General features: G+C 68.8%; 29 protein-coding genes and 1 tRNA gene. 15 read left to right on the top strand and 15 right to left on the bottom strand.

Annotated elements, in window-relative coordinates:
* Window positions 1–3: 3 nt before the first annotated feature.
* From BBA86_RS09055 to BBA86_RS09040, 4 genes are read right to left on the bottom strand one after another with little or no spacing between them, the layout of a single operon-like run.
* Window positions 4–237 (bottom strand): MoaD/ThiS family protein, encoded by a 234-nt coding sequence (locus tag BBA86_RS09055; RefSeq protein ID WP_065571264.1) that lies wholly within the window; start codon window positions 235–237, stop codon window positions 4–6.
* Window positions 234–719 (bottom strand): cyclic pyranopterin monophosphate synthase MoaC, encoded by a 486-nt coding sequence (gene moaC / locus BBA86_RS09050; RefSeq protein ID WP_065571263.1) that lies wholly within the window; start codon window positions 717–719, stop codon window positions 234–236. The genes BBA86_RS09055 and moaC overlap by 4 nt, the downstream gene beginning before the upstream one ends.
* The gene (gene glp, locus BBA86_RS09045) at window positions 719–1,948 is read right to left on the bottom strand and encodes a gephyrin-like molybdotransferase Glp (RefSeq protein WP_065571262.1); all 1,230 of its coding nucleotides are present in this window, start codon (window positions 1,946–1,948) and stop codon (window positions 719–721) included. Before glp ends, moaC begins: the two co-directional genes overlap by 1 nt.
* Window positions 1,945–2,727 (bottom strand): HesA/MoeB/ThiF family protein, encoded by a 783-nt coding sequence (locus BBA86_RS09040; RefSeq protein ID WP_065571261.1) that lies wholly within the window; start codon window positions 2,725–2,727, stop codon window positions 1,945–1,947. Before BBA86_RS09040 ends, glp begins: the two co-directional genes overlap by 4 nt.
* A 114-nt stretch (window positions 2,728–2,841) precedes the next feature.
* On the opposite strand from BBA86_RS09040, the gene BBA86_RS09035 reads away from it, so the two are divergent.
* The 4 genes from BBA86_RS09035 to BBA86_RS09020 are packed head-to-tail and all read left to right on the top strand — an operon-like array spanning window position 2,842 to window position 5,807.
* Window positions 2,842–3,234: a molybdopterin-binding protein gene (locus BBA86_RS09035; RefSeq protein WP_065571260.1), complete on the top strand. Its 393-nt coding sequence runs from the start codon at window positions 2,842–2,844 to the stop codon at window positions 3,232–3,234.
* Window position 3,235: 1 nt separating this feature from the next.
* Window positions 3,236–3,991 carry a molybdate ABC transporter substrate-binding protein gene (modA, locus tag BBA86_RS09030; RefSeq protein WP_065571259.1) on the top strand — a complete coding sequence of 252 codons (756 nt, stop codon included), beginning with the start codon at window positions 3,236–3,238 and terminating at the stop codon, window positions 3,989–3,991.
* Window positions 3,988–4,770: a molybdate ABC transporter permease subunit gene (locus BBA86_RS09025; RefSeq protein WP_065571258.1), complete on the top strand. Its 783-nt coding sequence runs from the start codon at window positions 3,988–3,990 to the stop codon at window positions 4,768–4,770. The genes modA and BBA86_RS09025 overlap by 4 nt, the downstream gene beginning before the upstream one ends.
* Window positions 4,767–5,807: an ABC transporter ATP-binding protein gene (locus BBA86_RS09020; RefSeq protein WP_083199641.1), complete on the top strand. Its 1,041-nt coding sequence runs from the start codon at window positions 4,767–4,769 to the stop codon at window positions 5,805–5,807. Before BBA86_RS09025 ends, BBA86_RS09020 begins: the two co-directional genes overlap by 4 nt.
* Before the next feature lie 9 nt (window positions 5,808–5,816).
* On the opposite strand, the gene BBA86_RS09015 is transcribed toward BBA86_RS09020, so the two are convergent.
* Entirely contained in the window at window positions 5,817–6,605 is a 789-nt protein-coding gene (locus tag BBA86_RS09015) for an NAD-dependent epimerase/dehydratase family protein (RefSeq protein ID WP_065571256.1), read from the bottom strand.
* Window positions 6,606–6,673: 68 nt separating this feature from the next.
* Here BBA86_RS09015 and BBA86_RS09010 point away from each other — a divergent pair, with 68 nt between their 5' ends.
* Window positions 6,674–7,150: an SRPBCC family protein gene (locus tag BBA86_RS09010; protein WP_065571255.1), complete on the top strand. Its 477-nt coding sequence runs from the start codon at window positions 6,674–6,676 to the stop codon at window positions 7,148–7,150.
* A gap of 36 nt (window positions 7,151–7,186) precedes the next feature.
* Entirely contained in the window at window positions 7,187–7,525 is a 339-nt protein-coding gene (locus tag BBA86_RS09005) for a hypothetical protein (RefSeq protein ID WP_065571254.1), read from the top strand.
* 65 nt (window positions 7,526–7,590) lie between these two features.
* On the opposite strand, the gene BBA86_RS09000 is transcribed toward BBA86_RS09005, so the two are convergent.
* Window positions 7,591–7,980, bottom strand: coding sequence for a hypothetical protein (locus BBA86_RS09000; RefSeq protein WP_065571253.1), 390 nt, complete (start codon window positions 7,978–7,980; stop codon window positions 7,591–7,593).
* A gap of 138 nt (window positions 7,981–8,118) precedes the next feature.
* Here BBA86_RS09000 and moaA point away from each other — a divergent pair, with 138 nt between their 5' ends.
* Entirely contained in the window at window positions 8,119–9,204 is a 1,086-nt protein-coding gene (gene moaA / locus BBA86_RS08995) for a GTP 3',8-cyclase MoaA (RefSeq protein WP_223247058.1), read from the top strand.
* 28 nt (window positions 9,205–9,232) lie between these two features.
* On the opposite strand, the gene BBA86_RS08990 is transcribed toward moaA, so the two are convergent.
* Window positions 9,233–9,835 (bottom strand): hypothetical protein, encoded by a 603-nt coding sequence (locus BBA86_RS08990; RefSeq protein WP_065571251.1) that lies wholly within the window; start codon window positions 9,833–9,835, stop codon window positions 9,233–9,235.
* A gap of 154 nt (window positions 9,836–9,989) precedes the next feature.
* On the opposite strand from BBA86_RS08990, the gene BBA86_RS08985 reads away from it, so the two are divergent.
* The 4 genes from BBA86_RS08985 (at window position 9,990) to BBA86_RS08970 (ending at window position 14,165) form a co-directional block, all read left to right on the top strand.
* Window positions 9,990–11,060 carry an acyl-CoA dehydrogenase family protein gene (locus tag BBA86_RS08985; RefSeq protein WP_065572241.1) on the top strand — a complete coding sequence of 357 codons (1,071 nt, stop codon included), beginning with the start codon at window positions 9,990–9,992 and terminating at the stop codon, window positions 11,058–11,060.
* Window positions 11,054–12,403 carry a PIG-L family deacetylase gene (locus BBA86_RS08980; protein ID WP_083199517.1) on the top strand — a complete coding sequence of 450 codons (1,350 nt, stop codon included), beginning with the start codon at window positions 11,054–11,056 and terminating at the stop codon, window positions 12,401–12,403. Before BBA86_RS08985 ends, BBA86_RS08980 begins: the two co-directional genes overlap by 7 nt.
* Window positions 12,400–13,110: a glycosyltransferase gene (locus tag BBA86_RS08975; RefSeq protein ID WP_065571250.1), complete on the top strand. Its 711-nt coding sequence runs from the start codon at window positions 12,400–12,402 to the stop codon at window positions 13,108–13,110. Before BBA86_RS08980 ends, BBA86_RS08975 begins: the two co-directional genes overlap by 4 nt.
* A 104-nt stretch (window positions 13,111–13,214) precedes the next feature.
* The gene (locus BBA86_RS08970; protein WP_065571249.1) at window positions 13,215–14,165 is read left to right on the top strand and encodes a manganese catalase family protein; all 951 of its coding nucleotides are present in this window, start codon (window positions 13,215–13,217) and stop codon (window positions 14,163–14,165) included.
* Window positions 14,166–14,797: 632 nt separating this feature from the next.
* Here BBA86_RS08970 and BBA86_RS08960 read toward each other — a convergent pair.
* The 4 genes from BBA86_RS08960 to BBA86_RS08950 form a co-directional block, all read right to left on the bottom strand.
* On the bottom strand, window positions 14,798–15,907 hold the full coding sequence (locus BBA86_RS08960) for an acyltransferase family protein (protein WP_065571247.1): 1,110 nt from the start codon (window positions 15,905–15,907) through the stop codon (window positions 14,798–14,800).
* 114 nt (window positions 15,908–16,021) lie between these two features.
* A tRNA-Lys gene (locus BBA86_RS08955) sits at window positions 16,022–16,094 on the bottom strand.
* Between the two features lie 39 nt (window positions 16,095–16,133).
* Window positions 16,134–16,310 carry a hypothetical protein gene (locus BBA86_RS14580; RefSeq protein WP_189318445.1) on the bottom strand — a complete coding sequence of 59 codons (177 nt, stop codon included), beginning with the start codon at window positions 16,308–16,310 and terminating at the stop codon, window positions 16,134–16,136.
* A gap of 119 nt (window positions 16,311–16,429) precedes the next feature.
* Complete coding sequence (locus BBA86_RS08950) at window positions 16,430–17,104, bottom strand: fasciclin domain-containing protein (RefSeq protein ID WP_065572239.1); 675 nt, start codon at window positions 17,102–17,104, stop codon at window positions 16,430–16,432.
* Between the two features lie 215 nt (window positions 17,105–17,319).
* Between BBA86_RS08950 and sigK the strand changes: the two genes are divergently transcribed.
* From sigK to BBA86_RS08930, 4 genes are all read left to right on the top strand, one after another.
* Complete coding sequence (gene sigK, locus BBA86_RS08945; protein ID WP_065572238.1) at window positions 17,320–17,907, top strand: ECF RNA polymerase sigma factor SigK; 588 nt, start codon at window positions 17,320–17,322, stop codon at window positions 17,905–17,907.
* Window positions 17,904–18,722: an anti-sigma factor domain-containing protein gene (locus BBA86_RS08940; protein WP_065571246.1), complete on the top strand. Its 819-nt coding sequence runs from the start codon at window positions 17,904–17,906 to the stop codon at window positions 18,720–18,722. Before sigK ends, BBA86_RS08940 begins: the two co-directional genes overlap by 4 nt.
* Window positions 18,723–18,793: 71 nt before the next feature.
* Entirely contained in the window at window positions 18,794–19,432 is a 639-nt protein-coding gene (locus BBA86_RS08935; protein WP_065571245.1) for a DNA-directed RNA polymerase subunit beta, read from the top strand.
* A gap of 297 nt (window positions 19,433–19,729) precedes the next feature.
* A complete protein-coding gene (locus BBA86_RS08930; RefSeq protein ID WP_065571244.1) occupies window positions 19,730–20,614 on the top strand; it encodes an aminodeoxychorismate lyase in 885 nt (294 codons plus the stop codon).
* A 330-nt stretch (window positions 20,615–20,944) separates the two neighbouring features.
* Here BBA86_RS08930 and BBA86_RS08925 read toward each other — a convergent pair whose 3' ends face one another.
* The 4 genes from BBA86_RS08925 to pstC form a co-directional block, all read right to left on the bottom strand.
* Window positions 20,945–21,754: a type IV toxin-antitoxin system AbiEi family antitoxin domain-containing protein gene (locus BBA86_RS08925; protein ID WP_065571243.1), complete on the bottom strand. Its 810-nt coding sequence runs from the start codon at window positions 21,752–21,754 to the stop codon at window positions 20,945–20,947.
* 268 nt (window positions 21,755–22,022) lie between these two features.
* Entirely contained in the window at window positions 22,023–22,802 is a 780-nt protein-coding gene (gene pstB / locus BBA86_RS08920; RefSeq protein ID WP_064003118.1) for a phosphate ABC transporter ATP-binding protein PstB, read from the bottom strand.
* A 30-nt stretch (window positions 22,803–22,832) separates the two neighbouring features.
* Window positions 22,833–23,924: a phosphate ABC transporter permease PstA gene (gene pstA / locus BBA86_RS08915; protein ID WP_065571242.1), complete on the bottom strand. Its 1,092-nt coding sequence runs from the start codon at window positions 23,922–23,924 to the stop codon at window positions 22,833–22,835.
* The gene (gene pstC / locus BBA86_RS08910) at window positions 23,924–24,886 is read right to left on the bottom strand and encodes a phosphate ABC transporter permease subunit PstC (protein WP_065571241.1); all 963 of its coding nucleotides are present in this window, start codon (window positions 24,884–24,886) and stop codon (window positions 23,924–23,926) included. The genes pstA and pstC overlap by 1 nt, the downstream gene beginning before the upstream one ends.
* Window positions 24,887–24,953: the final 67 nt, after the last annotated feature.

Genomic DNA, 24,953 nt, shown 5'->3' with positions numbered 1-24,953 from the left:
GCGTCAGCCGCCGGCGAAAGGCGGCAGGACGTCGATCAGGCGTGCGTCGTCGAGCCGAGTGTCGCCGTCGGTCCGCACGCCGTCGACGAGTACGGCGCAGTCGGGCAGCACGAACCACAGCTGGGGGTGCTCGTCGAGGATCGCGGTGCGGAGCTCGGCGAGGGTCGCCTCGGGGCGCTCCTCGCTCTCGGTCCCGGCAGCCTCGGCGGCGGCTGCGAAGTAGCGCACGAGCGTCATGACGGGTCCTCCTCGCCGGGCCGGACCCAGTCGCCCGACCGGCCGCCCGATTTCGCGATGATGCGGACGTTCTCGATCACCACAGCGCGGTCGAGGCCCTTGATCATGTCGACGACGGCGAGGGCGGTGACGGACACCGCGGTGATCGCCTCCATCTCGACACCGGTGCGGTCGGCAGTGCCGACGGTCGCCTCGATCTCGACGCCGTCGTCGACGATGTCGAGTTCGACGGATGCCCGGTGCACACCGATGACGTGGGCGAGGGGCAGGAGCGTCGCCGTCGACTTCGCCGCCTGGATGCCGGCGATGCGTGCGACGGCCAGCACGTCGCCCTTCGGGGCGGTGCCGTCGCGGAGGGCGGCGACGACGTCGGCGCTGCACCGCACGAACCCGCGCGCGGTGGCCGTGCGGACCGTCGGGGCCTTCGCCGTGACGTCGACCATGTGCGCGCGGCCGGCCGAATCGAGGTGGGGGAAGCTCATCAGACCAGCATGACATCCACGGCGTCGCCCACGGCGACGCTCGCGACGTCGGCGGGGATGATCGCGAAAGCGGATGCCTGTGCCAGCCCGCCGGCCAGGTGCGAGCCCGAGCCGCCCGCCGTCGCGGGGCGCACGGTCTGCGCCGCGAGATCGACCACGGCCGGCAGGTACTGGCGCCGTCCGAGCGGGGTGGTCCACGACTCCGCCGCCGTCATGGTCAGGTGGGCGCGGTGGATGACCGACCGGCCCTGCAGTGCCAAGAGTGCGGGGCGCACGAACACCTCGAACGACACGGCGACGCTGACCGGGTTTCCCGGAAGGCCGAAGACGAGGCATCCGTCTCCCACCGTGCCGAAGGCCTGCGGTTTGCCGGGCTGCATCGAAACCTTCGCGAACTCGACCTCGCCGTGCCCGTCGAACGCGGCCCGCACGGGTTCGTAGGCTCCTGCGCTCACGCCGCCGGTGAAGACGACGACGTCGGCCCCTGCGGCGCGAGCATCGGCGGTGGCCTCCGCGACCGCGTCGCCGTCGTCCGCGACGCGGGCGACCATCACGACCTCGGCATCGGCCCCGGGGAGGAGGTTCTCGAGGAGCGGCCCGTTCGAATCGGGGATGAGCCCGCGGCGGACAGGCTCACCCGGGCCCGTCAGCTCACTGCCGGTCGAGACGACCGCGACACGAGGCGCGCGGGCGACCATCACCTCGTCGATCCCGGCGGCGACGGCAGCGGCGACCTGGAACGGTCCCATCCGCTCGCCGGCGGCGATGACGACGTCACCGGCGCGCAGGTCCGCGCCGCGGCGACGGATGAACGCGCCGGCGGCGGGAGCCTCGAGCACCTCGACGACGTCGAGCGATTCGGCGAGCCCGCCGGCGGTGTTCTCGAACGGCACGATCGCGTCTGCATCGGTGGGCGTGGGTGATCCCGTCATGATCCGGGCCGCCTCGCCCTCCGAGAGCGCGGGGTCGTCCGACACCCCAGCGGGAAGGTCCGCGACGACCCGCAGCGAGACGGGATGCCCCGGCCCAGCCGCCGCCACGTCCGCGGCGCGCACGGCGAAACCGTCCATCGCGGAGTTGTCGAAGAGGGGGATGTCGTGCGCGGCGACGGCCGGTGCCGCGAGCGTGCGGCCGGCGGATGTCCCGACGGGGACGACCTCGGTGGGAAGCGTCCGGACCGCGGCCAGGACGCGCGCGAGCTGTTCCTCGACGCTGCGGAGCCCGCTCATGCGCTCGCCGCCGCAGCCGTTGCGGCCGACCGCAGCGGGATCTCGTGCTGACGGCTCGAGAGCGCGTCGAGGACGAGCATGCGGCCGAGCAGCGGCGTGCCGACGCCGATCGCGAGCTTCACGACCTCGGTGGCGAGGATGCCGCCGACCTGCACGCACAGGGCGCCGAGCACCCCGACCTGCGCACAGGTGGGCGGGTCGCCCTCGGTGCCGACGGCGAAGAGATCGTTCAGGACGACCGGGTCGCCCTCGGACGGCCGCGACCAGAACACGGTGACCTGCGCGTGCCACTCGCGGACCGCTCCCCAGACGAGGGGGAGCCCCATCGCCTCGGTGGCGGCCGCGACGGCGCGACGCGTAGCGAACGAGTCGCTCGTGTCGATCACGATGTCGGCACCCGCGAAGAACTCCTGCGCGTTGTCGTCATCGAGGCGTGCCGTGACCGGGGTGACGACGGTGACGGGCGACAGTGCCGCGACGGCGCGCACGGTGCTCTCGGTCTTGTGGACGCCGATGTCTTCGATGCGGTGCGCGATCTGGCGCTGCAGGTTGTGGAGCTCGACGGTGTCGTCGTCGATCACGGTGATGGCACCGACGCCCGCGGCGGCGAGGGCCAGGATCGCGGGCGACCCGATGCCGCCGGCGCCGACGACGGCGACGCGCGTGTTCGCGAGACGCCGCTGCCCCTCGTCGCCGATGCCCTTGAGCACCGTGTGGCGAGCGGTCCGCCTGCGCTCGTCGGGATCCAACTCTGACACGGGATCGACCAGGGGGCGCATGTCCCGAGTTTACGGCGATGTGGATGCCGCGGGATCGGATCCGCGCCCGGCTCGAAATCCGCGGATGCGGATTTCAAACGCCTCCACAACCCGCGCATGCGGCATGATCGACGCATGACGACCTACCGTGTGGCGCGAGCCGCTCGTCTTCTCGGCGTGAGCGACGACTCGGTGCGTCGCTGGATCGACCAGGGGCTGCTGCCGGTGACCGATGCCGTGCCCGCCGAGATCCCCGGCGAGGCGCTCGCCGCCTTCGCGGTCTCGGTGGCGAACGACCCGGGTGACGGATACGAGCACCGCTCCAGCGCGCGCAACAGCTTCGTCGGGATCGTGACGCGCGTGCAGATCGACGGCGTCATGGCGCAGGTCGACATCCAGTCCGGTCCCCATCGCGTCGTCTCGCTTCTGTCCGCCGAGGCGGTGCGCGAGCTGCAGCTCGACGTCGGCACCCTCGCGCGGGCCTCGGTCAAGGCGACGAACGTCGTCGTCGAGCTGGCGGGGGAGTGAGATGCGTCGTGCCCTGCTCCGGCCGCTCGCCCTCGGCGCGCTCGCGCTCCTCCTCACCGGGTGCGCGGCGTCCGTGCCGTCGCCCTCCGGCGACCAGCTCGGCGGTTCGCTGACGGTCTATGCCGCGGCATCCCTCAAGGGCTCGTTCGACGAGATCGCTGAGGCGTTCACGGCGAAGCATCCGGAGGTGGAGATCAGCCCCGTCTACGACGGATCGTCGACCCTGGCGACGCAGATCGCCGAGGGTGCGCCGGCTGACGTGTTCGCGTCGGCCGACGAGGCCACGATGGCGAAGGTGTCGCCGTTCGCGCTCGACCCCGCGGTGTTCGCCTCTAACACGCTGGTGATCACGGTGCCGGCGGGCAACCCGAAGAAGGTCGAGACGCTGGCCGACCTCGCGGATCTCGTCACGGTGCTGTGCGCTCCCGAAGTGCCGTGCGGCGCGGCATCCGCGAAGCTGCTCTCCGCAGCGGGCGTGACCGTCGACGCCGCGAGCCTCGAGCAGAACGTCACGGCGGTGCTGACCAAGGTCGCGGCGGGCGAAGCCGATGCGGGCCTCGTGTACGCGACCGATGTCGTCGGGCGCAGCGACGTCGCGTCGATCGCGCCCGAGGGGGCCGATGAGGTCGTCAACCGTTATCCGATCGCCGCACTGAAGGATGCCGCGAATCCCGACGCGGCTGCCGCGTTCATCGCGTTCGTGCGGTCCGGGGCCGGGCAGAAGATCCTCGCGCGACACGGCTTCGGGGCGCCGTGAGCTCCGCACGGGGATACGTCCCGCGAAGCCTCGCATTCCCTGCGCTTGTCGGTCTCGCCTTCCTGATCCTGCCGCTGCTGGCCCTCATCGCGCGGGTGGAGTGGTCGACGTTCGTCGCCGATGTGACCTCGTCCGCGGCCCTCGAGGCCCTCGGGCTGTCGTTCGGCACCGGGGCGACGGCGACCGTCGCGTGCATCCTGATCGGTGTGCCGCTGGCGCTGCTGATCGCCCGGTCGGGTCCGCGGCTGGCGGCGGTGCTGCGCGCGGCGGTGACCGTTCCGCTCGTGCTGCCGCCGATGGTCGGCGGGATCGCCCTGCTGTATCTGTTCGGTCGTCAGGGGTGGCTCGGCGGATGGGGGCTGTCGTTCACCACACCGGCGGTCGTCGTGGCGCAGACGTTCGTGGCGCTGCCGTTCCTCGTGCTCGCCGTCGAGGGCGCGGTGCGGTCGACCGGAGTGGACTTCGAGCGGACGGCCGCCGCCCTGGGCGCGGGGCGCTGGACGATCCTGCGGCGCATCACCCTGCCGCTCGCGGCACCCGGCATCGTCGCCGGTGTCGTGCTGTGCTTCGCCCGCGCGATCGGCGAGTTCGGTGCGACGGCCCTGTTCGCCGGCAATCGGCCCGGCGTGACACAGACGATGCCGCTCGCGATCTACACCGCGTTCAACGGCGCAGGGGTGACGCAGGGGACCGCGGTCGCCCTCGCCCTGCTGCTTCTCGCGACCGCGGTCCTCGTCCTCATGCTGGTGCGCGGGTGGCGACCCGGGGCGGCGCGATGAGCGGGCTGCAGGCGCACGTCGTCGTCGCCCGGCCGCGGTTCCGCGTGGACGTCGCGATCGACGCGGGCGCGGGAGAGACCGTCGCGGTCATGGGTCCGAGCGGGGCGGGCAAGTCGACGCTGCTGGACGCGCTTGCCGGGCTCGTGCCCCTGAACGGCGGCGAGGTCGTCGTGGCCGGGAAGACCGTGGAGCGTGCGACCGCGCCCCGGGTGCACACGCCGCCGATGCATCGCGGAGTCGTCCTGCTCGGCCAGGACCCTCGTCTGTTCCCGCATCTGAGCGCGCGTGAGAACGTCGCCTTCGGGCCGCGCGCCGGCGGAACGCCCGCCCCGCAGGCGCGCGCCGACGCCGACGAGTGGCTCGACCGGGTCGGCCTGGGAGGGCTGGGATCTCGGATGCCGCGCGAGCTGTCGGGGGGAGAGCAGCAGCGCGTCGCGATCGCGCGGGCGCTGGCGGCCTCGCCCCGGGTGGTGTTGCTCGACGAGCCTCTGGTCGCGCTCGACCCCGTAACGGCATCCGAGATCCGGGGGATGCTGCGGGATCAACTCGCCGGGGTGACGACGGTCGCCGTGACGCACGATGCCGGCGATGCGATCGCGCTGGCGGAGCGGCTGTTCGTCCTGGAGGCGGGTGCCGTGGTGCAGAGCGGTCCGGTGCGGCGGGTGCTGGGCGCTCCGGCATCCGCCTTCGTCGCATCGGTTGCCGACATGAACCGGATGCCGGGAGTCTCGGCCCGCGGCGGGTGGACGGATGCCGCGGGCCGGGTGCTGACGGGGGCGGAGGCCGCACCCGCCGCGCGCGAGGGCGTCGCGCTCGCCGCCGTGTTCCGGCCGGGCGACGTGCGGATCGTAGGTGGGGCAGGGTCGAACGCGTGGGCTGCGACTGTCGTCCGTGTGGAGCCGACGGTGGCGGGGATGCGGGTGCACACCTCGGCTGGGATGGTGGACGTGTCAGACGCGACTGTGTCGTGGTCGCCTGGAGAGTCGGTCTGGCTGCAGGTCGACCCGTCGCGGGTGCGGTTCGTGCCGCTGTCGTGAGTAGGGGCGTCAGTCGCGCATCCGGTCGAGCGAGTACGACGGCGTCGCGAACGGCCCACCCTGCGGCTCAACGGTGGCGCCGGGGAGGTTCCACTCCGCGGCGTCGTCCGTGGGTCGGAAACCGACGAGCTCCCCGGCCGCCCGATCCCACCAGACTTCCGAGTTCGCCGATACCGCGTAGAAGACGGCGTAATGCTCGTCGGTCGTCATCGCGGCGGTGAACGCGGCGATCGCGTCTCGATGGCTGAGCCAGGTTGCACGCTCGCGGGGGGTTCGGGGTTCCTCTTCGTAGCTCCCGATCCTGAGCGCGATCGTGCTGAGGTCGAACTTGTCGGAGTAGAGGCGGCACAGGGCCTCGGCCGCCACCTTCGACACACCGTAGAAGCCGTCGGGTCGCGGGGGCATGTCCGGGTCGACGAGTGCGTCCGTGGGATACATTCCGGTGACCCGGTTGCTACTCGCGTAGACGACCCGGCGGACGCCTGACCGACGAGCGGCTTCGAGCACGTGATACGTGCCGACGACGTTCACCTGCGCGAGGTCGTGGAGGTCGGCTTCATCGGACAACCCGCCCAGATGGATCACGCCGTCGGCGTCCTCGAACATCGCCGTGAGCGCGGCGAGGTCGGCCAGGTCGGCGACGGTGACGCGATCGCCGGTCCGGTCGACGGGCTCCACGTCTCTGACGTCGGTCGAGACGAGCTCGACGCCTGCGGCCCGGAGCTCTCGGCGGAGGGCGACTCCGATGGTGCCGGCAGCGCCGGTGACGACCCATCGAGACCCCGCGAGTGTGTTCACGCGCTCATCCTGGCAGGGGGTGACGACGTCGGTCCCGGCATGCCCGTCGAACCTGCAACGATGAGTCCATGCGCGTCATCGAGTCCCGTTGCGTCGTGCCGGTCCCGGTGGAGGTCGCCTTCGCGGTGTCGCAAACCACGGGCGAGACCCGCAAGCGCTGGGATCCGTTCATCCGCCGTCAGTACTTCGTCGACGGCGCGACCGCCCCGGGGAAGGGCGTCCGCACGTTCACCGTGCAGCGCTTCGGCTTCCGGATGGAGAGCGAGTACGTCTCCTACAACCCGCCGTCGAACGTCGGGATGAAGATGACGAAGGGCTCCTGGTTCTTCGAGCGTCTCGCCGGCGGGTGGAAGTTCACGCCGGTGGCCGAAGAGCCCGGCAGCACGCTCGCCGTCTGGCGGTACAACTTCGCATGCCGCCCCGCCTGGCTCGCTCCGCTCGCCGAACGGATCGGCGCGTTCGTGCTGCAGCTCGACATGGACCGGCGCATCCGAGGCTTCGCGAGGGGGTGCGAGGACCCGGTCGTCCTCGCCGCAGCGCGCTGAGCTTCCGTGCAGCGCTCGGTCCGTAAGGATGGAGTCATGCGCATCATCGGGAGCCTCTTCCTCGCTCTCGTCGCCACCATCGTCGGGCTCCTCGGCGTTCTCATGCTCGGTCTGGCGGGCGTCCACTGGGACGGCGGTCTCGTCGTCGCGCAGCTGTCCGATTCGGATGACACAGAACGTGCGTTGGGGATAGCGATGGGTGTGGGCGGCCTCCTGGGCTGGGTCGGCCTCTCGTGCGCCGCGGCGTATGCAGGTCTGGGCGGGCAGCGTCCGTCGCGCGCGAGTCGCATCGCGGTCTGGACGATTCTCGGACTCGGCGTTGCGATCATCGCGAGTGCGACGACCTTCGTTCTCTTCTTCAGCATCCGGCCCTGACGGCTGGAGCGGCGGTGAGACGTCGGGAGCTGTTACGAAGCTGTTCGTGGCGATGAGGCGCGCGGCTACTTGCGGGTGACCCAGACGTTGTCGGAGATCATGTCTCGGACCTCCCCGCTGCGGTAGCTCAGGTCGGCGGCGACACTGGCGCTGTCGCTGATCGGGATGGACACGTAGTCCTTCTCGCACTCGGTGGTCTGCCAGACGTCGTCGAGGGTGAGCGACAGGCACAAGGCGTCTCCGTCATCCGCCGCGCGCGAGAGGTAGACGTCGTAAGCGTCGGCCTTGCCGACGTAGCGCAGTGTCGCGACGTCGAGCTTTCCTTCCGCTCCGGTGACGACGGAGTCTGGTCGGTCCGCGGCGGTCTGCTCTCGGCCGAACTCCGCCGGCGAGCAGGCGGTCAGGAGAAGTGCAGTCGCCGCGAGGAGTGGTAGCGCGGTGCGGCGGAGGCTCATGTGCCGAAAACTAGCGTGCGATCTGGCACTGAGCCGGGGATTGGTGCCGACTTCACAGCCCGCGACTGCCCTCCTCACCCCGGCTGCAGGTGGCGGCGATTAGGCTCGGACAATGGGATGCCACGAGGGGAGAGAGCGGTGACGGCCGTTCCGATCTCGCTGGGTCGCGCCGCGCCGCAGATCCCGCTGGGCGCCGTTCCGGATCCCGCCGTCGGCCTCGTCGACACCCACGGGCGAGTCCACCGCGATCTCCGGATCTCGCTGACCGACCGCTGCTCCTTGCGCTGCACCTACTGCATGCCAGAGCAGGGCAACGAGTGGCTCGCGCGCACCAGCATCCTGACGACCGATGAGATCGTCGAGATCGCGGAGGTGGCCGCGAGCCTCGGCATCCGCACCTTCCGGCTCACCGGCGGCGAGCCTCTGCTCCGCACCGACATCGTCGACGTGGTGCGCCGCGTCGCCGCGATCTCGGGACCCGACGGTCCGGTCGAGGTCGCGATGACGACCAACGGCATCCGTCTCGCCGAGGTGCTTCCCGACCTGATCGATGCGGGTCTGACGCGGCTGAACATCAGCATCGACACGATCGACCGCGAGCGGTTCGCCGCGCTCACGCGTCGTGACCGGCTGGACGACGTGCTCGAGGGAATCGCGGCAGCCGCGGCATCCGACCTGAAGCCTTTGAAGCTGAACGCCGTCGCGATGCGCGGCGTGAACGACGACCAGCTCGCGGACCTCGTGGCGTTCGCGATGGAGGTCGGGGCCCAGCTGCGTTTCATCGAGCAGATGCCGCTGGATTCCGGGCACACCTGGGACCGCAGCGCGATGGTGACGCGCGAGGAGATCCTCGAGGCGTTGTCGCAGCGATGGACGCTCGAGCCGGTCCCCGGCCGCGGCGGTGCTCCCGCCGAGAAGTGGCGGATCGACGGCGGCCCGCACGAGGTCGGCGTCATCGCGTCGGTGACGGCACCCTTCTGCGGAGCGTGCGATCGCCTGCGCCTGACCGCCGACGGTCAGTTCCGCAACTGCCTCTTCTCGCTGACGGAGTACGACGTCACGAGCGCTGTGCGCGGGATGCCGGTGGCCGCCGCGCCCGACGACCGTCGCCGTGTCATCGCCGAGACGCTTCACGCGTGCGTGCTCGGCAAGTTGCCGGGTCACGCGATCAACGACCCGTCGTTCCTGCAACCCGCGCGAGGGATGAACGCCATCGGAGGCTGAGCGCTGGCGGACCGGCGTACGGGGTGACCTACTGGTCGAGGTTCTTGCGCATGTCCTGGAACGAGCCAGAGTCGAGCACTTCGCCCGTCGAGTCGTCAACGAAGTCGACGGTCACGTCGATGTCGTCGGCGGAGATTCCCTGGAACTGCTGTAAGAGCGCGCCCTGCATGTAGAAGCCGAGCACGAGGAATCCTTCCATCGCGCTGTACTTCGCGGGATCGACCGACACCGTGAAGGACGTCATCTCATCGTCGAAGTCGACGGCGGTGACCGAGTTTGCGTCGTCGGCGACGAGATCATCGGCGGATTCCCGCGCTGAAGACCGCATGCCGGCGAGCATCTCGTCGCGTTGAGACTTCGTCATCGTGTAGACGACCGTGTCGCCCTCGACGACCGCGGAGAGGCCGTTCTCCTTCGCGCTCGCGATGATTTCATCGTCGGACAGCGCGCCTTCCGGGTCGAGCATCGACTTCGCCACGCGGACGTCGACCGTCGTCAGTTTTTCGTCGACCTCGACCGCGGCGGGCGTGGCGGGTGGACTGGCTGTCGCCTCACCGTCGACAGCCGCGCAACCCGCCAGTAGAAGTGCTCCAGCGGCAGTGAACGAGATGAGCGCGTGACGAATCTTCATTTTCCCCCCAGTGATCGCCGGATATCCGGCCTGGGTGAGCCTAACGGCTGCAGCGGACATGGCTGTCGCGGAATCGGACGGCGTCCCGTACCTGACACGTCGCCGGAACCGCAAGGCTCTGCCTCACAGCTCGCTCCGCGCGCACACTGCGGGGGTGACCCGCCTGCGAGAACACTCGTCCGACCTCCACCTCAGCGCTGGCCCGTTCGGTGATGCGGCCGCAGGGTCGCTCGACGAGGCTGACCGGGTCGACGCGTTCGGGACAGACGTTGCCGCCACGCTCGCCTGGGCGGTGGGCGCAGGCGACGCGCGCGGAAACCAGCGCTCGCTCGCCGACGACTGGTCGTTCCTCGCTGCGGTCGCGAGCCGGGATGTCGGTGCGGCACGCATCCTCGAACCCCACCTCGACGCGCTCGACATCCTCGACCAGGCCCGTCGCGACGGGTACGACCTCGACCTCGCCTCGATCCAGGCGGACTCCGGATCCTCGTGGGGGGTGTTCGCCGCCGAGGGTGCCGGGACTCGGCTGGAGGCGCGCGACGACGGTTCCGGGTGGCGGCTGACGGGGACCAAACCGTGGTGCTCGCTGGCGCAGCACCTGACCCACGCGCTCGTCACCGCGTGGGTCGGCGATGAGCGTCGCCTGTTCGCCGTGGCCTTGCAGACCCCCGAGGTGACAGCTCGCACGGGGCCCTGGCACGCGCGAGGGCTCCCGCAGGTCGTCAGCGCGCCGGTTGACTTCGCGGCGGCTCCCGCCGTGCCCGTCGGTGAACCGGGGTGGTACCTACGTCGCCCCGGGTTCGCGGCCGGCGGCATTGGAGTCGCCGCGTGCTGGTGGGGCGGCGTCCTGCCGATCCGCGACGCCCTCGTCGAGGCAGCGCAGCGCGAGGGCGCCGATCAGCTGTCGCGCGTCCACCTCGGCAGGGTGGATGCCGCGCTGTGGACCGCGAGGTTGGCACTGCGATCGGCCGCGCATCAGACGGAAGGGCTGCCGGCGGCATCCCACCCCGGCGCAATCGCCGCACGCGTCCGAGCTGTCGTCGCGGGTGCGGTCGAGACGGCGCTCGCCGAATCCGCCCGAGCCCTCGGACCGTTGCCCCTCGTGGCTGACGATGCTCACGCCCGCCGGGTGGCCGACCTCGAGATCTATGTGCGTCAGCACCACGGCGAACGCGACCTGGCGCGCATCGGCGCCGACATCGCGGAGGGGCGCGGCGCATGGTGAGCTTCAGTCACCGCGATCCAGGAACAGGTGAAGAGGTCTGGCGTGAGGCGTTCGCCGATCGCGCGCTTCCGTCGTTGGATGAGACCTTCGAGCACCTCGTCGTCGTCGCGGCGCACCCCGACGACGAGACCCTCGGCGTCGCGGGGCTGATGGCGCGCACTGTCAGCCGTGACGCGAAGGTGACGGTTCTCATCGCGACGGACGGCGAGGGATCTCACCCCGACTCGCCGTCGCATACTCCCGCCGACCTGGCCGCGGTGCGACGGCGCGAGGTCGCCGCAGCGCTGGATCACCTGAGCCCGTCGATCGACGTTCGGTTCCTCGGTCTGCCGGACGGCGGCACGGACGACCATCGCGACGCGATCGCGGAGGCACTCCGCGCGCTGCTGCAGGGACAGGGAGCGCACCTCGTCGTCGTGCCCTGGGCAGGCGACAGTCACCGCGATCACCGCGTCGCTGCGGAAGTGACAGCCGAGGTGTGTACGGAGCTCGGCGTCCCGTGGCGGGAGTATCCGATCTGGCTCTGGCACTGGGGATCGACGGACGACGTGCCGTGGGACGACCTCGAGGTGGTCACGCTCGATGAGTGGACGGCCGAGCTCAAGCGCACGGCGATGCGTCACCATCGCAGCCAGATCACCCCGCTGTCGTCGGCACCGGGCGACGAGGTGATGCTCCACGAGAGGATGCAGGCGCACTTCGACCGCCCGTTCGAGGTCTTCGTCCGACCGGCGCCCAGCCTCGCGGAGGGCTTCTTCGAGGATTTCTACCGTCGCAACGGCGACGACCCGTGGGGCTTCGAGTCGCGCTGGTACGAGCAGCGCAAGCGCGCCGTGACGCTGGCGAGCCTGCCCCGCGAACGATACGCCTCCGCCCTCGAGTTGGGCTGCTCGACGGGTGTCCTGACCGACCTCCTCGTCGACCGGTGCGACGCCGTGCTCGCGGTCGACATCGCGGATGCTCCGCTCGAGATCGCACGCCGTCGCCTCGGCAGTCGGGACGACGTTCGTCTCGAGCGCCTCGGGCTGCCGGGGGAGTGGCCCGCCGGAACGTTCGACCTCGTCGTCCTTTCAGAGGTCGGCTACTACTGGAACCCCGCTGACCTGACTGTCGCCATCGACCGCATACGAGGTGCCATGGATGCCGGTGGCCACCTCATCGCCTGCCACTGGCGGCATCCCGTCACGGAATATCCGCAGTCCGGCGACGACGTGCACGCGGCGCTGCGCGCGGCGAAGGGGTTGGTCCGCCTGGTGCTGCACGAAGAGGAGGACTTCGTCCTCGAGGTCTACGGACTCGAGGGCGCCCGGTCGGTCGCCGCAGAGACACGGCTCGTCCCGTGACGCCCGGCAGCCCCACGGTGGCGATCGTCGTCCCCGTGCACGACGAAGCCGAGCTCCTCGACGACTGCCTCGCTGCGCTCACCGCGTCCGTCGAGCACACTCGGCGGACGCACCCGGGAGCGCGGATCGTGACGGTCGTCGTCCTCGATGCGTGCACGGATGCCTCGGCCCGGATCGCGCTGTCCTGGCCGGTGCGCACCATCGAGATCGACGCACGAAATGTGGGGACGGCTCGACGCCTCGGCGTGGCCGCCGCCCTCGCCGAACTCGGGTCGTCCGACGACGTCTGGATCGGTACGACGGATGGAGACTCCGTCGTCCCCGGCACCTGGCTCAGCCATCAGCTCGACCTCCGCGCGGCGGGGGCCGACGTCGTCCTCGGCACCGTCCGTCCGGATTTCGCGGACCTCACTCTCGATCATGCGGAGCATTGGCTGCAGACGCATCCGCGGGGTCGTCCTGCGGGCAACGTGCACGGCGCGAACCTCGGACTGCGTGCCGATGTGTACGTCGCGGCGGGGGAGTTCCCCGATCTCGACGAGCATGAGGACGTCGCGCTCGTTCGCGCCGCACGGTCGCTCGGCGCACGCGTAGTCGCGACGGACGAGAACGAGGTGGTCACGTCCGGCCGTCTCTGGGGGCGCACACCCGGAGGGTACGCCGCGTTCGTCCGCGCAACCCACGAACGCATCGCCGGGGTCGGCTGAATCGACTCACGGGCGGAAGGTAGCGGGTGTCGTCTAGGTCGGCAAGGGGCGCGGCGGGGCGGGGAGACAGGCGGATCGTCGGGCTCCCAACCCCCGGAGGAACCATGTACTTCCACGTTCAAGAGTTCATCAATGAGATCGCACAGGACGAGCCCGATCCCGCGGCCGCCAACGCACTGCAGGAGGGTCTCGGCGGACAGTTCGGCGAGATGCGCACGATGATGCAGTACCTGTTCCAGAGCATCAACTTCCGCGGCCCGTCCGGGAAGCCGTACAAGGACCTCATCCAGGGCATCGGCACCGAGGAGATCAGCCACGTCGAGCTCATCGGCACGACGATCTCCCGTTTGCTGGATGGCTCGCCCAGGTACAAGGGCAAGCCCACCGATCCCGTCGACGAGCCTGGCGCGGGCGGTGCGACGCCGCTGAGCATCGCCGTCGACCACAGCAACATCCATCACTACCTCGTCGGCGCGCAGGGTGCGCTGCCAGTGGATGCCGCGGGCAACCCGTGGATGGGCAGCTACGTCTACAACTCGGGCAACCTCGTGCTCGACCTGCTCTACAACCTCATGCTCGAGTCGACGGGACGCCTGCAGAAGTGCCGCCTCTACGAGATGACCGACAACAAGATGGCGCGCAGCACGATCTCGTACCTCATCGTGCGGGACCAGGCGCATGAGAACGCCTACGCCAAGGCTCTCGAGACCCTGGGGGTGAATTGGCGTACGTCGCTCCCGATCCCGAAGACGAACGCCGAGCAGTTCCCCGAGGTCAAGCGTCTCGTCGACCTCGGGCTGCAGAGCAAGCAGTACTCGTTCGATCTGGGCAACCAGTCCGAAGCCGGTCGCATCTTCCAGGGCGCGTCGCCGTCGAATGACGGGACGCAGCTGGATGCCAGTGAGCAGGCACCGGCAGGTTCACCCATGACCATCTCGCCGGAGCGTCCGGAAGAGTTCTCGCCGGGAGCCGACAAGGAGCTCCGGGCCCTCATCGAAGCGACGGCTGCGATGGAGATGGCCGACATCGAGGCTACGTTCGGCCGGATGGCGTAGTCCGACGGGACGAAACGCAGCTCGAGCCCGGGTAGCCCGTGCACATCACACATGCGCTGCCCGGGCGACAATCGCGCCATCTGGGTTTCGGACTCGATTGGGGTGTGCATGTCGGGCTCGCCGTGAACGCGGATGTTGTTCCGCCTCGAAACGTAGTCAAGCGCTGCTAACCCGACTAGCTCGACGGTCGGCTAGGGATCGCGCTCGCGGATTTGGCTCGGTCGGTCGACTATCTCTTGATCGCCCCGGCCATGAGGTTGGGGGAGCTGTCGCCCAGCCGTTCGGTGGAGGGTCCCCACCGAGGTCGTCGATTCGGGGAACGCTCTCACCGCGGTTGTCAACAGAAGTGCGGATCCGCCTCCGGCGGATATCCCACTCAACGCGCGATCTCGTCCTTCGTGTGCACGTTGGTGACGCTAGGCACCAACTGGAACGAGAAAAGCGTCGACTCGAGCGGCATTGCCTCTGATAGCTGCGCAGGCCCCTCCGACGCAGCCTCCTTCACTCCGACGAGCGCGCAGATGCGCGGGGCTACTCTTCGGCTCATGACCAGGGTCGTGCGCAGAGTGCCGGTGATATGCCCATCCGGTACCAACACCTCGGACGCGCTGCTCGTCGAATTCAGCAGGGAATCAACTTCGACCGGCGCCAAGGCGGAGCGACTTCTCGATGGCTCGTCGCGCGCGTGGGGCGACCGGCCGCTCTACGAAGCGGTAGATCAGAGCCGCGAAACACACAACGAAACCGATGGCGATAGCCAGGACTATGAGGTCGGGCAGCTTTCCGGAGAGGAGGTGAATGACCCACCATCCCCACCACTGGTGAACAAGGTACAGAGGATAAGTGAGCAATCCGAGGACGGTTAGCCACCGGAGGTGTACACGAGCGAGAGGGGTCAGCGTTGCGATTGCGACTGCGCCGAAGCAGCAGAGGATGACTACAGCCGTCGTTGAGTCAGAGAAGCTGACGCCTGTAGAACTCTTGAGAATCGCCTGGCTGTGCTCGCCGGGAACGACGACTGCCAGCATCGCCGACAATGCGAGCACCGCCCAGGCAGCACGATCTCGCCGGTCCCGCGTAAGGAGGTAGATTGCCATACCCCCCGCGAACAGCGGTGCGTAATCGGCGATCAAGGCTTCAGAGACCAATCGCTCGTTAGCGGTTCGTGCGAGGGCCGCCGCAGTGGGCCACAGGGCGGCGAAGGCGAGAACGCGTTGTCTGGTGACCCCCACCAGCATGAAGATCGCAATCAGCACGTAGAACCGCAGTTCGACCCACAGCGTCCAATACACGCCGTCGATGTGGTCCACCCCAAAAGCTCCCTGCATCATCGTGAGATTCACCGCAACTTGCTCAAGAGTTATCTCCTTCTGCTTGAGCCAGATAACTCCGAGCAGAAGCGCTGCGGCTGGGACCGCAACGAGGTAGGCGGGGTACAGGCGGCTGACCCTCGAGGACACGTAGGAAGGGAGATCCTTTCCCCACGCTGTCATGAGGATGACGAATCCGGAGATCACGAAGAAAAGGTGGACGCCGTAATAGCCCAGAGCCGTGGGAACATGGAGGGTCGGAAATACATCATCAACCGGCCTACCCCAGGCTTGATGCTGCTTAGCGGTGAAGTGGAAGAAGACGACTCCCAACGCCGCGGTGAACCGTAAACCATCCAACATCGAGAATCGGAGGCGCCCTGCGTTCGCGCGCACTGGGGGGGTGATCGGGTCAGGAGGCAGTGCGGTCACCTGAGCATATTACTTGTGTGGCAGCCGCGCACATGTACTTACGAGTGCGTCACGGCGAGGTGCAAGTCGTCGACCAGGATCGCGGAAATACGTCCAAACCCAGTACATCAGAGGTGGGCCCCGTGGGGCTCGAACCCACGACCCGCGGATTAAAAGTCCGATGCTCTACCGACTGAGCTAGAGGCCCTCAGCCACCCAGCCTAATGGGCGAGGGTGGCGGCATCCGCTACTTCGTGCTCTTCTGCGCGCTGAAGACGATGCCGAACATGATCCCGAAGGACAGGCCGAAGGCAGCGCCGAGGCCGATGTTGTCGAGGAAGAGCATCCCGACGATCGCGCCGCCGAGCATCCCAAACGCGATCCACAGACCGAACGACATTCCCCGCATGTTGTTGTTCGCCATCCCTCGACGCTACGCAGGGCGTCGGCCATCGGCATCCCCCGTAAGGCGGAAACAAAAGGAGGCGGCGCCGCCGAAGCCCGCAGAGCTTCGACGACGCCGCCGGTCAGAAAGACCGTGAATTACATCGGGGGCATCAGCACCGTGTCGATGAGGTACACAGTCGCGTTCGCGGTCTCGACGCCACCGCAGATGACCTTGGCGTCGTTGACCATGAGCTCGTCGCCCGAGCCGGTGACCTTCAGGTCCTGGCCCTCGACGGTCTTGTGGGTGCCGTCGATGTCGGCCGGAGCGATCTCACCGGGGACCACGTGGTAGGTGAGGATCTTCGTCAGCGTCTTCGAGTCGGTCTTGAGGCCGTCGATCGTGGCGGCCGGGATCTTGGCGAACGCGTCGTCAACGGGAGCGAAGACGGTGAACTTGTCGCCGTTCAGCGTGTCGACGAGGTTGACGTCCTTGTTCAGCTGGCCGCTGACGGCAGCGGTGAGCGTCTTGAGCAGCGGGTTGTTGGATGCCGCGGTCGCAACCGGGTCCTTCGACATGCCCTCGACCGAGCCTGCGCCGTCCGGCACAGCCTTCGCGTAGTCCGCGCAGCCGGGGCCGACGAGGTTCGACGCGGTGTCCATGCCGCCGTCCGAGGCTTCGGGGGACTCCATGGGAGCCTGCGAGGACGGAGCCTCGCTCGAGCCGCTGCCGCTGCCGCTGTCCATCGAGTTCGACGAGCATCCGGCGAGTGCGAAGGCACCGACCAGCGTCAGAGAGAGTGCTGCGGTCATCTTCTTCTTCGTGCTGAACATGATTTCCTCCATGTGTTCGGACCGCCCTCTGCGGCGGCGATGACAGGTCTTCGGAACCGCTAGCCAAACGGATTGCACATCTGTCGAGATTTTTTTGGATCGGCGATCTCCCGGGGGTCACGCGGGTCACAAATCCCTTTCGATCCGGCCTGCTCACCAGGGATTCCCGCCCCGTGATCCGTGTTCGTGCGCGCGGGAGTGGCATGCTGGGGGCAATGGTTATCGACGGTGTTGACGTCCCTGAGGACGAGGAGTCGGCGGATCACGCCGGCGAATTGCTCGTCCGCATCGCCGACGGCGATCAGGTGGCCTTCGCAGAGCTGTACGACATGCTCTCCTCGCGGGTGTTCGGACTGATCCGACGGGTCCTCGTCGACCCCTCCCAAAGCGAGGAAGTGCTGCAAGAGGTCTTCTTGGAGATCTGGCAATCCGCTTCTGGGTTCGCTCCGAACAAGGGGCAAGGAAGAAGTTGGATCCTGACGATGGCTCATCGTCGGGCAGTGGACCGGGTTCGCGCATCGCAGTCCAGCGTGGACCGGGACGTTCGCGTCGGCATTCGCGATGCGAACACACAACAAGAGGGCATCGCCGAGCAGGTCGAGTTGCGGATCGAAGGCCGTCGCGTCGTACGCGCGCTTCGCTCGCTGCCCGACGCGCAGCGCGAAGCCATCACCCTCGCGTACTTCGGGGGATACAGCCAAAGTGAAATCGCGGCACTCCTCGGAGCGCCGCTCGGAACGATCAAGACACGGATGCGTGATGGATTGAACCGCCTACGACAGGAAATGGGGGTGACGCTGTGAACGAGAAGGATTTCGCCGAACTCTCGGCAGGGCACGCGCTCGACGCGTTGTCCGCTGACGACGAGCAGGCGTACCAGCAGGCCCTCGCCGCTCACCCCGAATGGGAGGAGCTCGTCGACACCGACGCACAGGTCGCCGGCTTCCTCGCCGAAGGTGCGGGAGAAGAGGTCCCACCCGCACACGTCCGCGACCGGCTCCTCGCGCAGATCGGCTCTCTCCCGCAGCGGATGCCGGTGGCCGCCGCGTCCACTCCCGAAGACGTCGTCCAGCCCGAATCCGCCTTCGCGCCTGAGCCCGTCGTGGAGCGCGAGCCGATCGTCGCCGGACCCCCCACCGAGGCGATCCAGGCGGTCCAGCGCCGCAACTGGACGCGCGGACTGTTCGCTCTCGTCGCATCGGCCGCGCTCCTCGTGGGCATCGGCTGGGGCGTCGGTTCGATCATGGAGCAGGTGCGCACGCCCGCTCAGGTGCAGGCGCTCGAGCAGATCGAGGCGGCGCCCGACGGGCAGAGCGCCACGGGGCAGTTCACCGACGGTGGCGAGGCCGAGGTGCACTGGTCGCCCTCGCTCGGGAAAGTCGTCCTGACCACCGACGACGCACCGAAGATCGCGGACGGTCGCACGTTCGAACTCTGGTTCGTCCGTGGCGACGAACCAATCGCGGCGGGCACATTCGATCCGTCCGACGAGGTCACCGCGCTCCTCGACGGCGACTTCAAGCCGGGCGACGTCATCGCGATCACGGTCGAGCAGGCGGGCGGGTCGCCCGACGGCAAGCCCACCACCGAGCCGATCGTCGCGATCCCCACGGCCTGACAGCTTTCGCTCCGCACCCCGCTTCGGCTCCGGCCGGTCGGGGTGCGTTGCTCCCGGAGTAGCCTGGAACGATGTCTGACGCGTCCCGCGACTTCCACAAGCCGGTCCGCCGCTCACCCGACTCGTTCGACCGGAACTTCGCCGCCGACGATCCCGCTGAAGCCAGCCGCGTAGCGCACGCCACGGCATCCGCTCTTCTCTCGCGCGTTCGCGAGCAGCCTCACGACGACGTCATCGACCGGCTCGTCACGTTCACCGACGCGCACGGCATCGCGACGATCGCGGAGCTGTGGGCGCACTCGCCCGCGCGGTCGCTGCCGGGCGCACTGTGGCGGCTGTACCTGCTGCAGCTGATGATCCATGACGACGCGGCGACGGCGGCGCTGCTCTACGAGCGTGGACGGACACGTCTGTCATCGGCGGATGTCGTGATCGCCGGTGCGCCGGCTCCGGCGAGCCCTGACGAGCTCGTCTCGCTCATCGACCTGATCCTGCGCGGAGTGTTCGCGGGCGACTTCGCGCTCGCGCTCGAGCGGGCGGCATCCTTCTCCCGGGTCGTGGCGGCGGGGGCGACCGACCTCGCCGACGACTACGACGAGAGCGAACCGGTGCGGGCGTCGACCTTCACGACGCGGGCGCTGCGCCTCGACACCTACGCGGGGGATCTCGTCGCGGCCGCAGCGCTGTGGCGACGCGACGGCCTCACGTAGGCATAAAAAGTGCCGGACCGCAGAACGCCTCTCGGCGCGTGGCCGCTCGCAGCGGCTGAAGATGGAGCCCGGGGTTACTGCGGCCCGGCTAGAAAAGTGTAACGGAGGGGCTCCGGAGGTATTCCGGTCGAGCGGAGATTTCGTTGCGGCCGGGCGTGTCGGGTGTGGGTCTTGGGGCGCGTGCGCGGATGCAATGGATCGATGGCGACACGCGGCATCCCGGGGCTGGCAGGCGGCGTGTCGCGCTCGGACTCTTGCATCCGATGACGACGGATGCCGCCGCGTAGGCTTCGTGGCATGGCCTGGCGCTTCGCACTCATGATCGACCCCGCGGCATCCGACGATCCGCGTACCGACTTCCTCGACACCTTCAGCGAGATCGATCCCGCCACCCCCGCGCTGACGGTGGGGGAGCTGAGCACGCAGCGGGGCGACGGGATCTTCGAGTCGATCGGCGTCGTGGACGGTCACGCGCAGGAGGTCGAGCCGCACTTGGCCCGGCTCGCTCACTCCGCGGAGATCTGCGAGCTGCCGGCGCCGAACCTCGAGCAGTGGCGCGAGGCGATCATCCGCGCGCAGGCCTCGTCGGGGGAGGGCGAGGCGGTCATCAAGCTGATCCTGAGCCGTGGCGTGGAGCACGGCCCGACGCCGACCGCGTGGGTGACGGTCGCGCCGGCGGCGGACTTCACGAAGGCGCGCACCGAGGGCGTCGCCGTGGCCGTCCTCGACCGCGGATACAGCATCGATCTGCCGGGGCGTGCGCCGTGGCTGCTCCTGGGCGCGAAGACGCTGTCGTACGCAGTGAACATGGCCGCGATCCGCGAGGCGAAGCGCCGTGGTGCCGACGACGCGGTGTTCGTGAGCTCCGACGGCTTCGTGCTCGAGGCGCCGACCGCGTCGCTCATCATCCGTCGCGGAGACACGTTCGTCACCCCGGCGCCGAACGGCGGCATCCTCCACGGAACCACCCAGCTGAGCCTGTTCGATCACCTCGCCGATCGCGGTTTCGAGACCGCTTACGAGACCCTGCCCGTGTCGGCCCTCCGCGAAGCGGATGCCGCCTGGCTCGTCTCGAGCGTCCGTCTCGCCGCGCCCATCACGGCCGTCGACGAGCGTCCCCTGGCCCTGGACGCCGAGCTCACGGCATCCTTCAACCAGTACTTGCTCAGCCCGCGCGACTGACCTGTGGCGGGCGTTCGCGCGCGGCGCAACGAGCTCGACACCCGGCATCCCTCGCCCCGTCAGCGGATGCACTAGTCCTGCCGTGACACGCCGTCCAACCACCTCGGGATGCCGCGTGTCGCCGTGGAACTATTGCGTCCGCGCACGCGCCAGGGGATCGACGCGCGGCGACCCAGGACCGCCCCGGCATCCCTCGCCCCGTAGCCCGATGCAATAGTCCCGACCCGACACCCCGCCCGTTTGCCTCGGGATGCCGCGTGTCGCCGCCGAACTATTGCATCCGCGCACGCGCCGCGGCCCTCACATCCGCGCACGCGCGCGACCCAGCCCTCACATCCGCGCGAGCGCCCCGAGGATCGCACGCTCGACCATGTCCCAGTCGTGAACGATGAGCGCGTAGTCGAAGCGGAGGGTGACGTAGCCCCACATGGCCGCGTTGGCGTCGCGCACAAGGTCCTTGTGTCGCAGCGACGGTCCATCGTGGTTGTCGCGCCCATCGACTTCGATGATCAGCCGGTCGCCGATCAACGCATCGACGACCCCGACGCCGGCAATGCGCATCTGCGTCCGCACGCGCAGTCCGAGGTCGCGCAGCCGCCACCGCAGCATCGACTCGAGTCCGCTGTCGGCGTCGTCCCTGCTGAGCCCGAGTGCATCGCGCCCCTCCTGATTCACATTCCGGCTCAGCCAGCGCATGTCGTCGCCGTCGAGCAGGTCCTGACGCCGCGCGGATTCCAGCGCGACGAAGAACGCCTCGCCGCCGTAGCAGGTGAGGATCTGTCGCAGGATTCGAGCGAGTGACGGTTCCCGACGATCCTCTCCGGGGCCGGCGGCATCCCAATGCTCGGTGCACTCGCACGGATGGTCGTACGTGCGCTGCCCGGGCCGCATCCAGACATGCGGCATCCGAGCATCCGCCATCACCCAGAGGCCGCGGTGCCGTGCCGCGCTCACGCACGCCAGCGAGCCGCCGTGCTTCGCGGCGAGTCGCGCCTCGGCGCACGTCTCAGGCCATGCGTAGACCCCGATCCGCATTCGCTCCAGCTCGCCGCGCCGCAGGGCCCGCTGCACCCGCCGCTGCGACCACCCCGCATCGAACAACTGCCGCAGACGGACGATCGGATGCCGGAGCTCGCACATACCCGCGAGCCTCGTCCGCTCTCGGCCCTCACGAGCCGCCCTGGCTCATGCCGGGGACAACCGGCATCCCATCCCCGCGGGGGAGAAGTCCGTGAATGCAATAGTCCCGCCGCGACACCCCGCCGTTCAGGCTCGGGATGCCGCGTGTCGCCCGCGATCTATTGCATCCGCCACCGCGCACCCCCGCCACCCCACACCGCACACCCCCACAAACCAGAACGAGGGACACCGCGCTCCCGCACAGCATCCCTCGCTCCCTACAGCCGACTCACCCGAAGCGGCCCGAGACGTAGTCCTCGGTGGCCTGCACGGACGGCTTGGTGAAGATGGTGCCGGTCTCGTCGTACTCGATGAGCTTGCCGGGCTTGCCGGTACCGGCGATGTTGAAGAACGCGGTCTTGTCCGAGACGCGCGACGCCTGCTGCATGTTGTGCGTGACGATGACGATCGTGTACTCGCTCTTGAGCTCCTGGATGAGCTCCTCGATCGCGAAGGTCGAGATCGGGTCGAGGGCCGAGCAGGGCTCGTCCATGAGGAGGACGTCGGGAGAGACGGCGATCGCACGCGCGATGCACAGACGCTGCTGCTGACCGCCCGAGAGCCCGGAGCCGGGCTTCTCGAGCCGGTCCTTGACCTCGTTCCAGAGGTTCGCGCCGCGCAGCGACTTCTCGACGAGCGCGTCGGCGTCGGACTTCGAGATGCGCGAGTTGTTGAGCTTCACGCCGGCGAGCACGTTGTCGCGGATCGACATGGTGGGGAACGGGTTCGGCCGCTGGAAGACCATGCCGATCTGACGGCGCACGAGCACGGGGTCGACGCCGGGACCGTACAGGTCCTCGCCGTCGAGCAGCACCTCGCCCTCGACGCGGGCGCCGGGGATGACCTCGTGCATGCGGTTGAGCGTCCGCAGGAATGTGGACTTGCCGCATCCGGACGGGCCGATGAAGGCGGTGACGCTACGGGGTTCGATGTCGAGGGACACGCCCTCCACGGCGAGGAAGTCGCTGTAGTAGACGTTGAGGTCGTTGACTTCGATGCTCTTGGACACTTCGGGGTGCTTTCTGTCGGATGCCGCGGGTCAGCGGCCGAACTTGGGGGCGAACTTCTTCGCGACGAAGCGTGCGATGAGGTTCAGCGCCATGACGATGATGATGAGCGTGAGCGCTCCGGCCCAGGCGCGCTCGAGCGCGGCGGGGATGTTCGTGCCGGGGTTCTGGAACTGGTCGTAGACGAACACCGGGAGCGTCATCATGGGGCCGTCGAACGCGTTCATGTTGAGCGACTGGGTGAACCCGGCTGTCAGGAGCAGCGGGGCGGTCTCGCCGATGACGCGCGAGATCGACAGCATGATGCCCGTCGTGATGCCGGCGATCGAGGTGGGGAGGACGACCTTCACGATCGTCAGCCACTTCGGCACACCGAGGGCGTAGCTCGCCTCGCGCAACTCGTTCGGAACCAGTCGCAGCATCTCCTCGCTGGAACGCACGACGACCGGGATCATCAGCACCGACAGGGCGAGCGAGCCCATGAAGCCGGTGTTGAGCCCCGGACCGAACAGCAGCGCGCACACGGCGACGATGAACAGACCCGCGACGATCGACGGGATGCCGGTCATCACGTCCACGAAGAAGGTGATGAGCTTCGCGACCCGGCCGCGGCCGTACTCGACGAGGTAGATCGAGGTCATGAGACCGATCGGCACCGAGATGACGGTCGCCCAGCCGGTCACGATGAGGGTGCCCCAGATCGCGTGGACGGCGCCGCCGCCTTCGCCCACGACGTTGCGCATCGAGTTGGAGAAGAAGGTCGGGTCGAACCGGGCGACGCCGTTGACGATGACCGTGAACAGCAGCGAGATGAGCGGGAGCAGGGCGATCGTGAAGGCGATCGACACCAGCACGGTCGCGAGCCGGTCGGCGGCGCGGCGCCGCGTCTCGACGACGCCCGACAGGACGACGAGGACGATCGCGAACAGGACGACGCCCACGAAGGTGGCACCGGCGATGTTGAAGTCGGCCACATCGCTGCCGCTGTTCATGATGGCGAACAGGATGCCGGACAGCACGAGCGCGCCGGCGAGCAGCACCCACGGCATCCACTTGGGCAGCTGTCCCGCGGTGAGCGAGTTGCCCACGGGCGTGCGGGTCTCGGAGCGGGTGAGGGTGGTCATCAGTTCGCTCCAGAGAACTCGGCACGGCGGTTGACGACCCACCGGGCGATCGCGTTGACCGCGAAGGTCACGATGAAGAGGATGAGGCCCGTCGCGATGAGAACGTTGACGCCGTCGCCGTACGCCTCACCGAAATTCAGGGCGATGTTCGCGGGGATCGGCGTGGGGTTGTTCGAGTTGAGCACCTGGAACGTGACCGCACCCGTGGCCGAGAGGACCATCGTGACGGCCATCGTCTCGCCGAGCGCGCGGCCGAGGCCGAGCATCGCGCCCGAGACCATTCCGCCGCGGGCGAAGGGGAAGACGGCCATCCGGATCATCTCCCAGCGCGTCGCGCCGAGGGCGAGGGCCGCCTCCTCGTGGAGCACGGGGGTCTGCAGGAACACCTCGCGGGTGATCGCGGTCATGATCGGCAGGATCATCACGGCGAGGACGAGAGATGCGGTGAGGATCGTGCGCCCGGTGGGGGAGACCGCACCGGCGAAGAAGGGGATCCAGCCGAAGTTCTCGTTCAGCCAGACGTAGAACGGCTGCAGGAGCTGAGAGAACACGAGGGCGCCCCACAGGCCGTAGACCACCGAAGGAATCGCGGCGAGGAGGTCGATGACGTACCCGAGCGCCGCGGCGAGCTTGCGCGGCGCGTAGTGCGAGATGAAGAGGGCGATCCCGATGGCGAGCGGTGTCGCGACGACGAGCGCGATCACCGAAGCCCAGAGGGTGCCGAAGACGAACGGCCAGACGTACTGCCAGAACGGCTCACCGCTCAGGAACTGGGTCTCGTCGGGGTTCGCCGTGAAGGCCGGCACGCTCTCGACGATGAGGAAGAGCGTGACGGCGGCGAGGACGATGAGGATGATGATGCCCGCGCCCAGCGCGGTGCTCGAGAAGACGAGATCGCCGCGCCGACGCATCGGTCGCCGGGCGGTGTCCTGGTCGGCGACCAGTTCGGTGGTGGGGGGCATCGCAGTCCTCGGGTCGGAAGCGGGGCGGACGTGAGTGCTGCTGGTGACTCCCGACGAGCGGGAGCCA

The sequence above is a fragment of the Microbacterium oleivorans genome (genome assembly GCF_001691565.1).
GTDB classification, from domain to species: domain Bacteria; phylum Actinomycetota; class Actinomycetes; order Actinomycetales; family Microbacteriaceae; genus Microbacterium; species Microbacterium oleivorans_B.
Note: the sequence above shows the minus strand (reverse complement) of the source record. Positions and strands in the feature narration are given on the sequence as shown.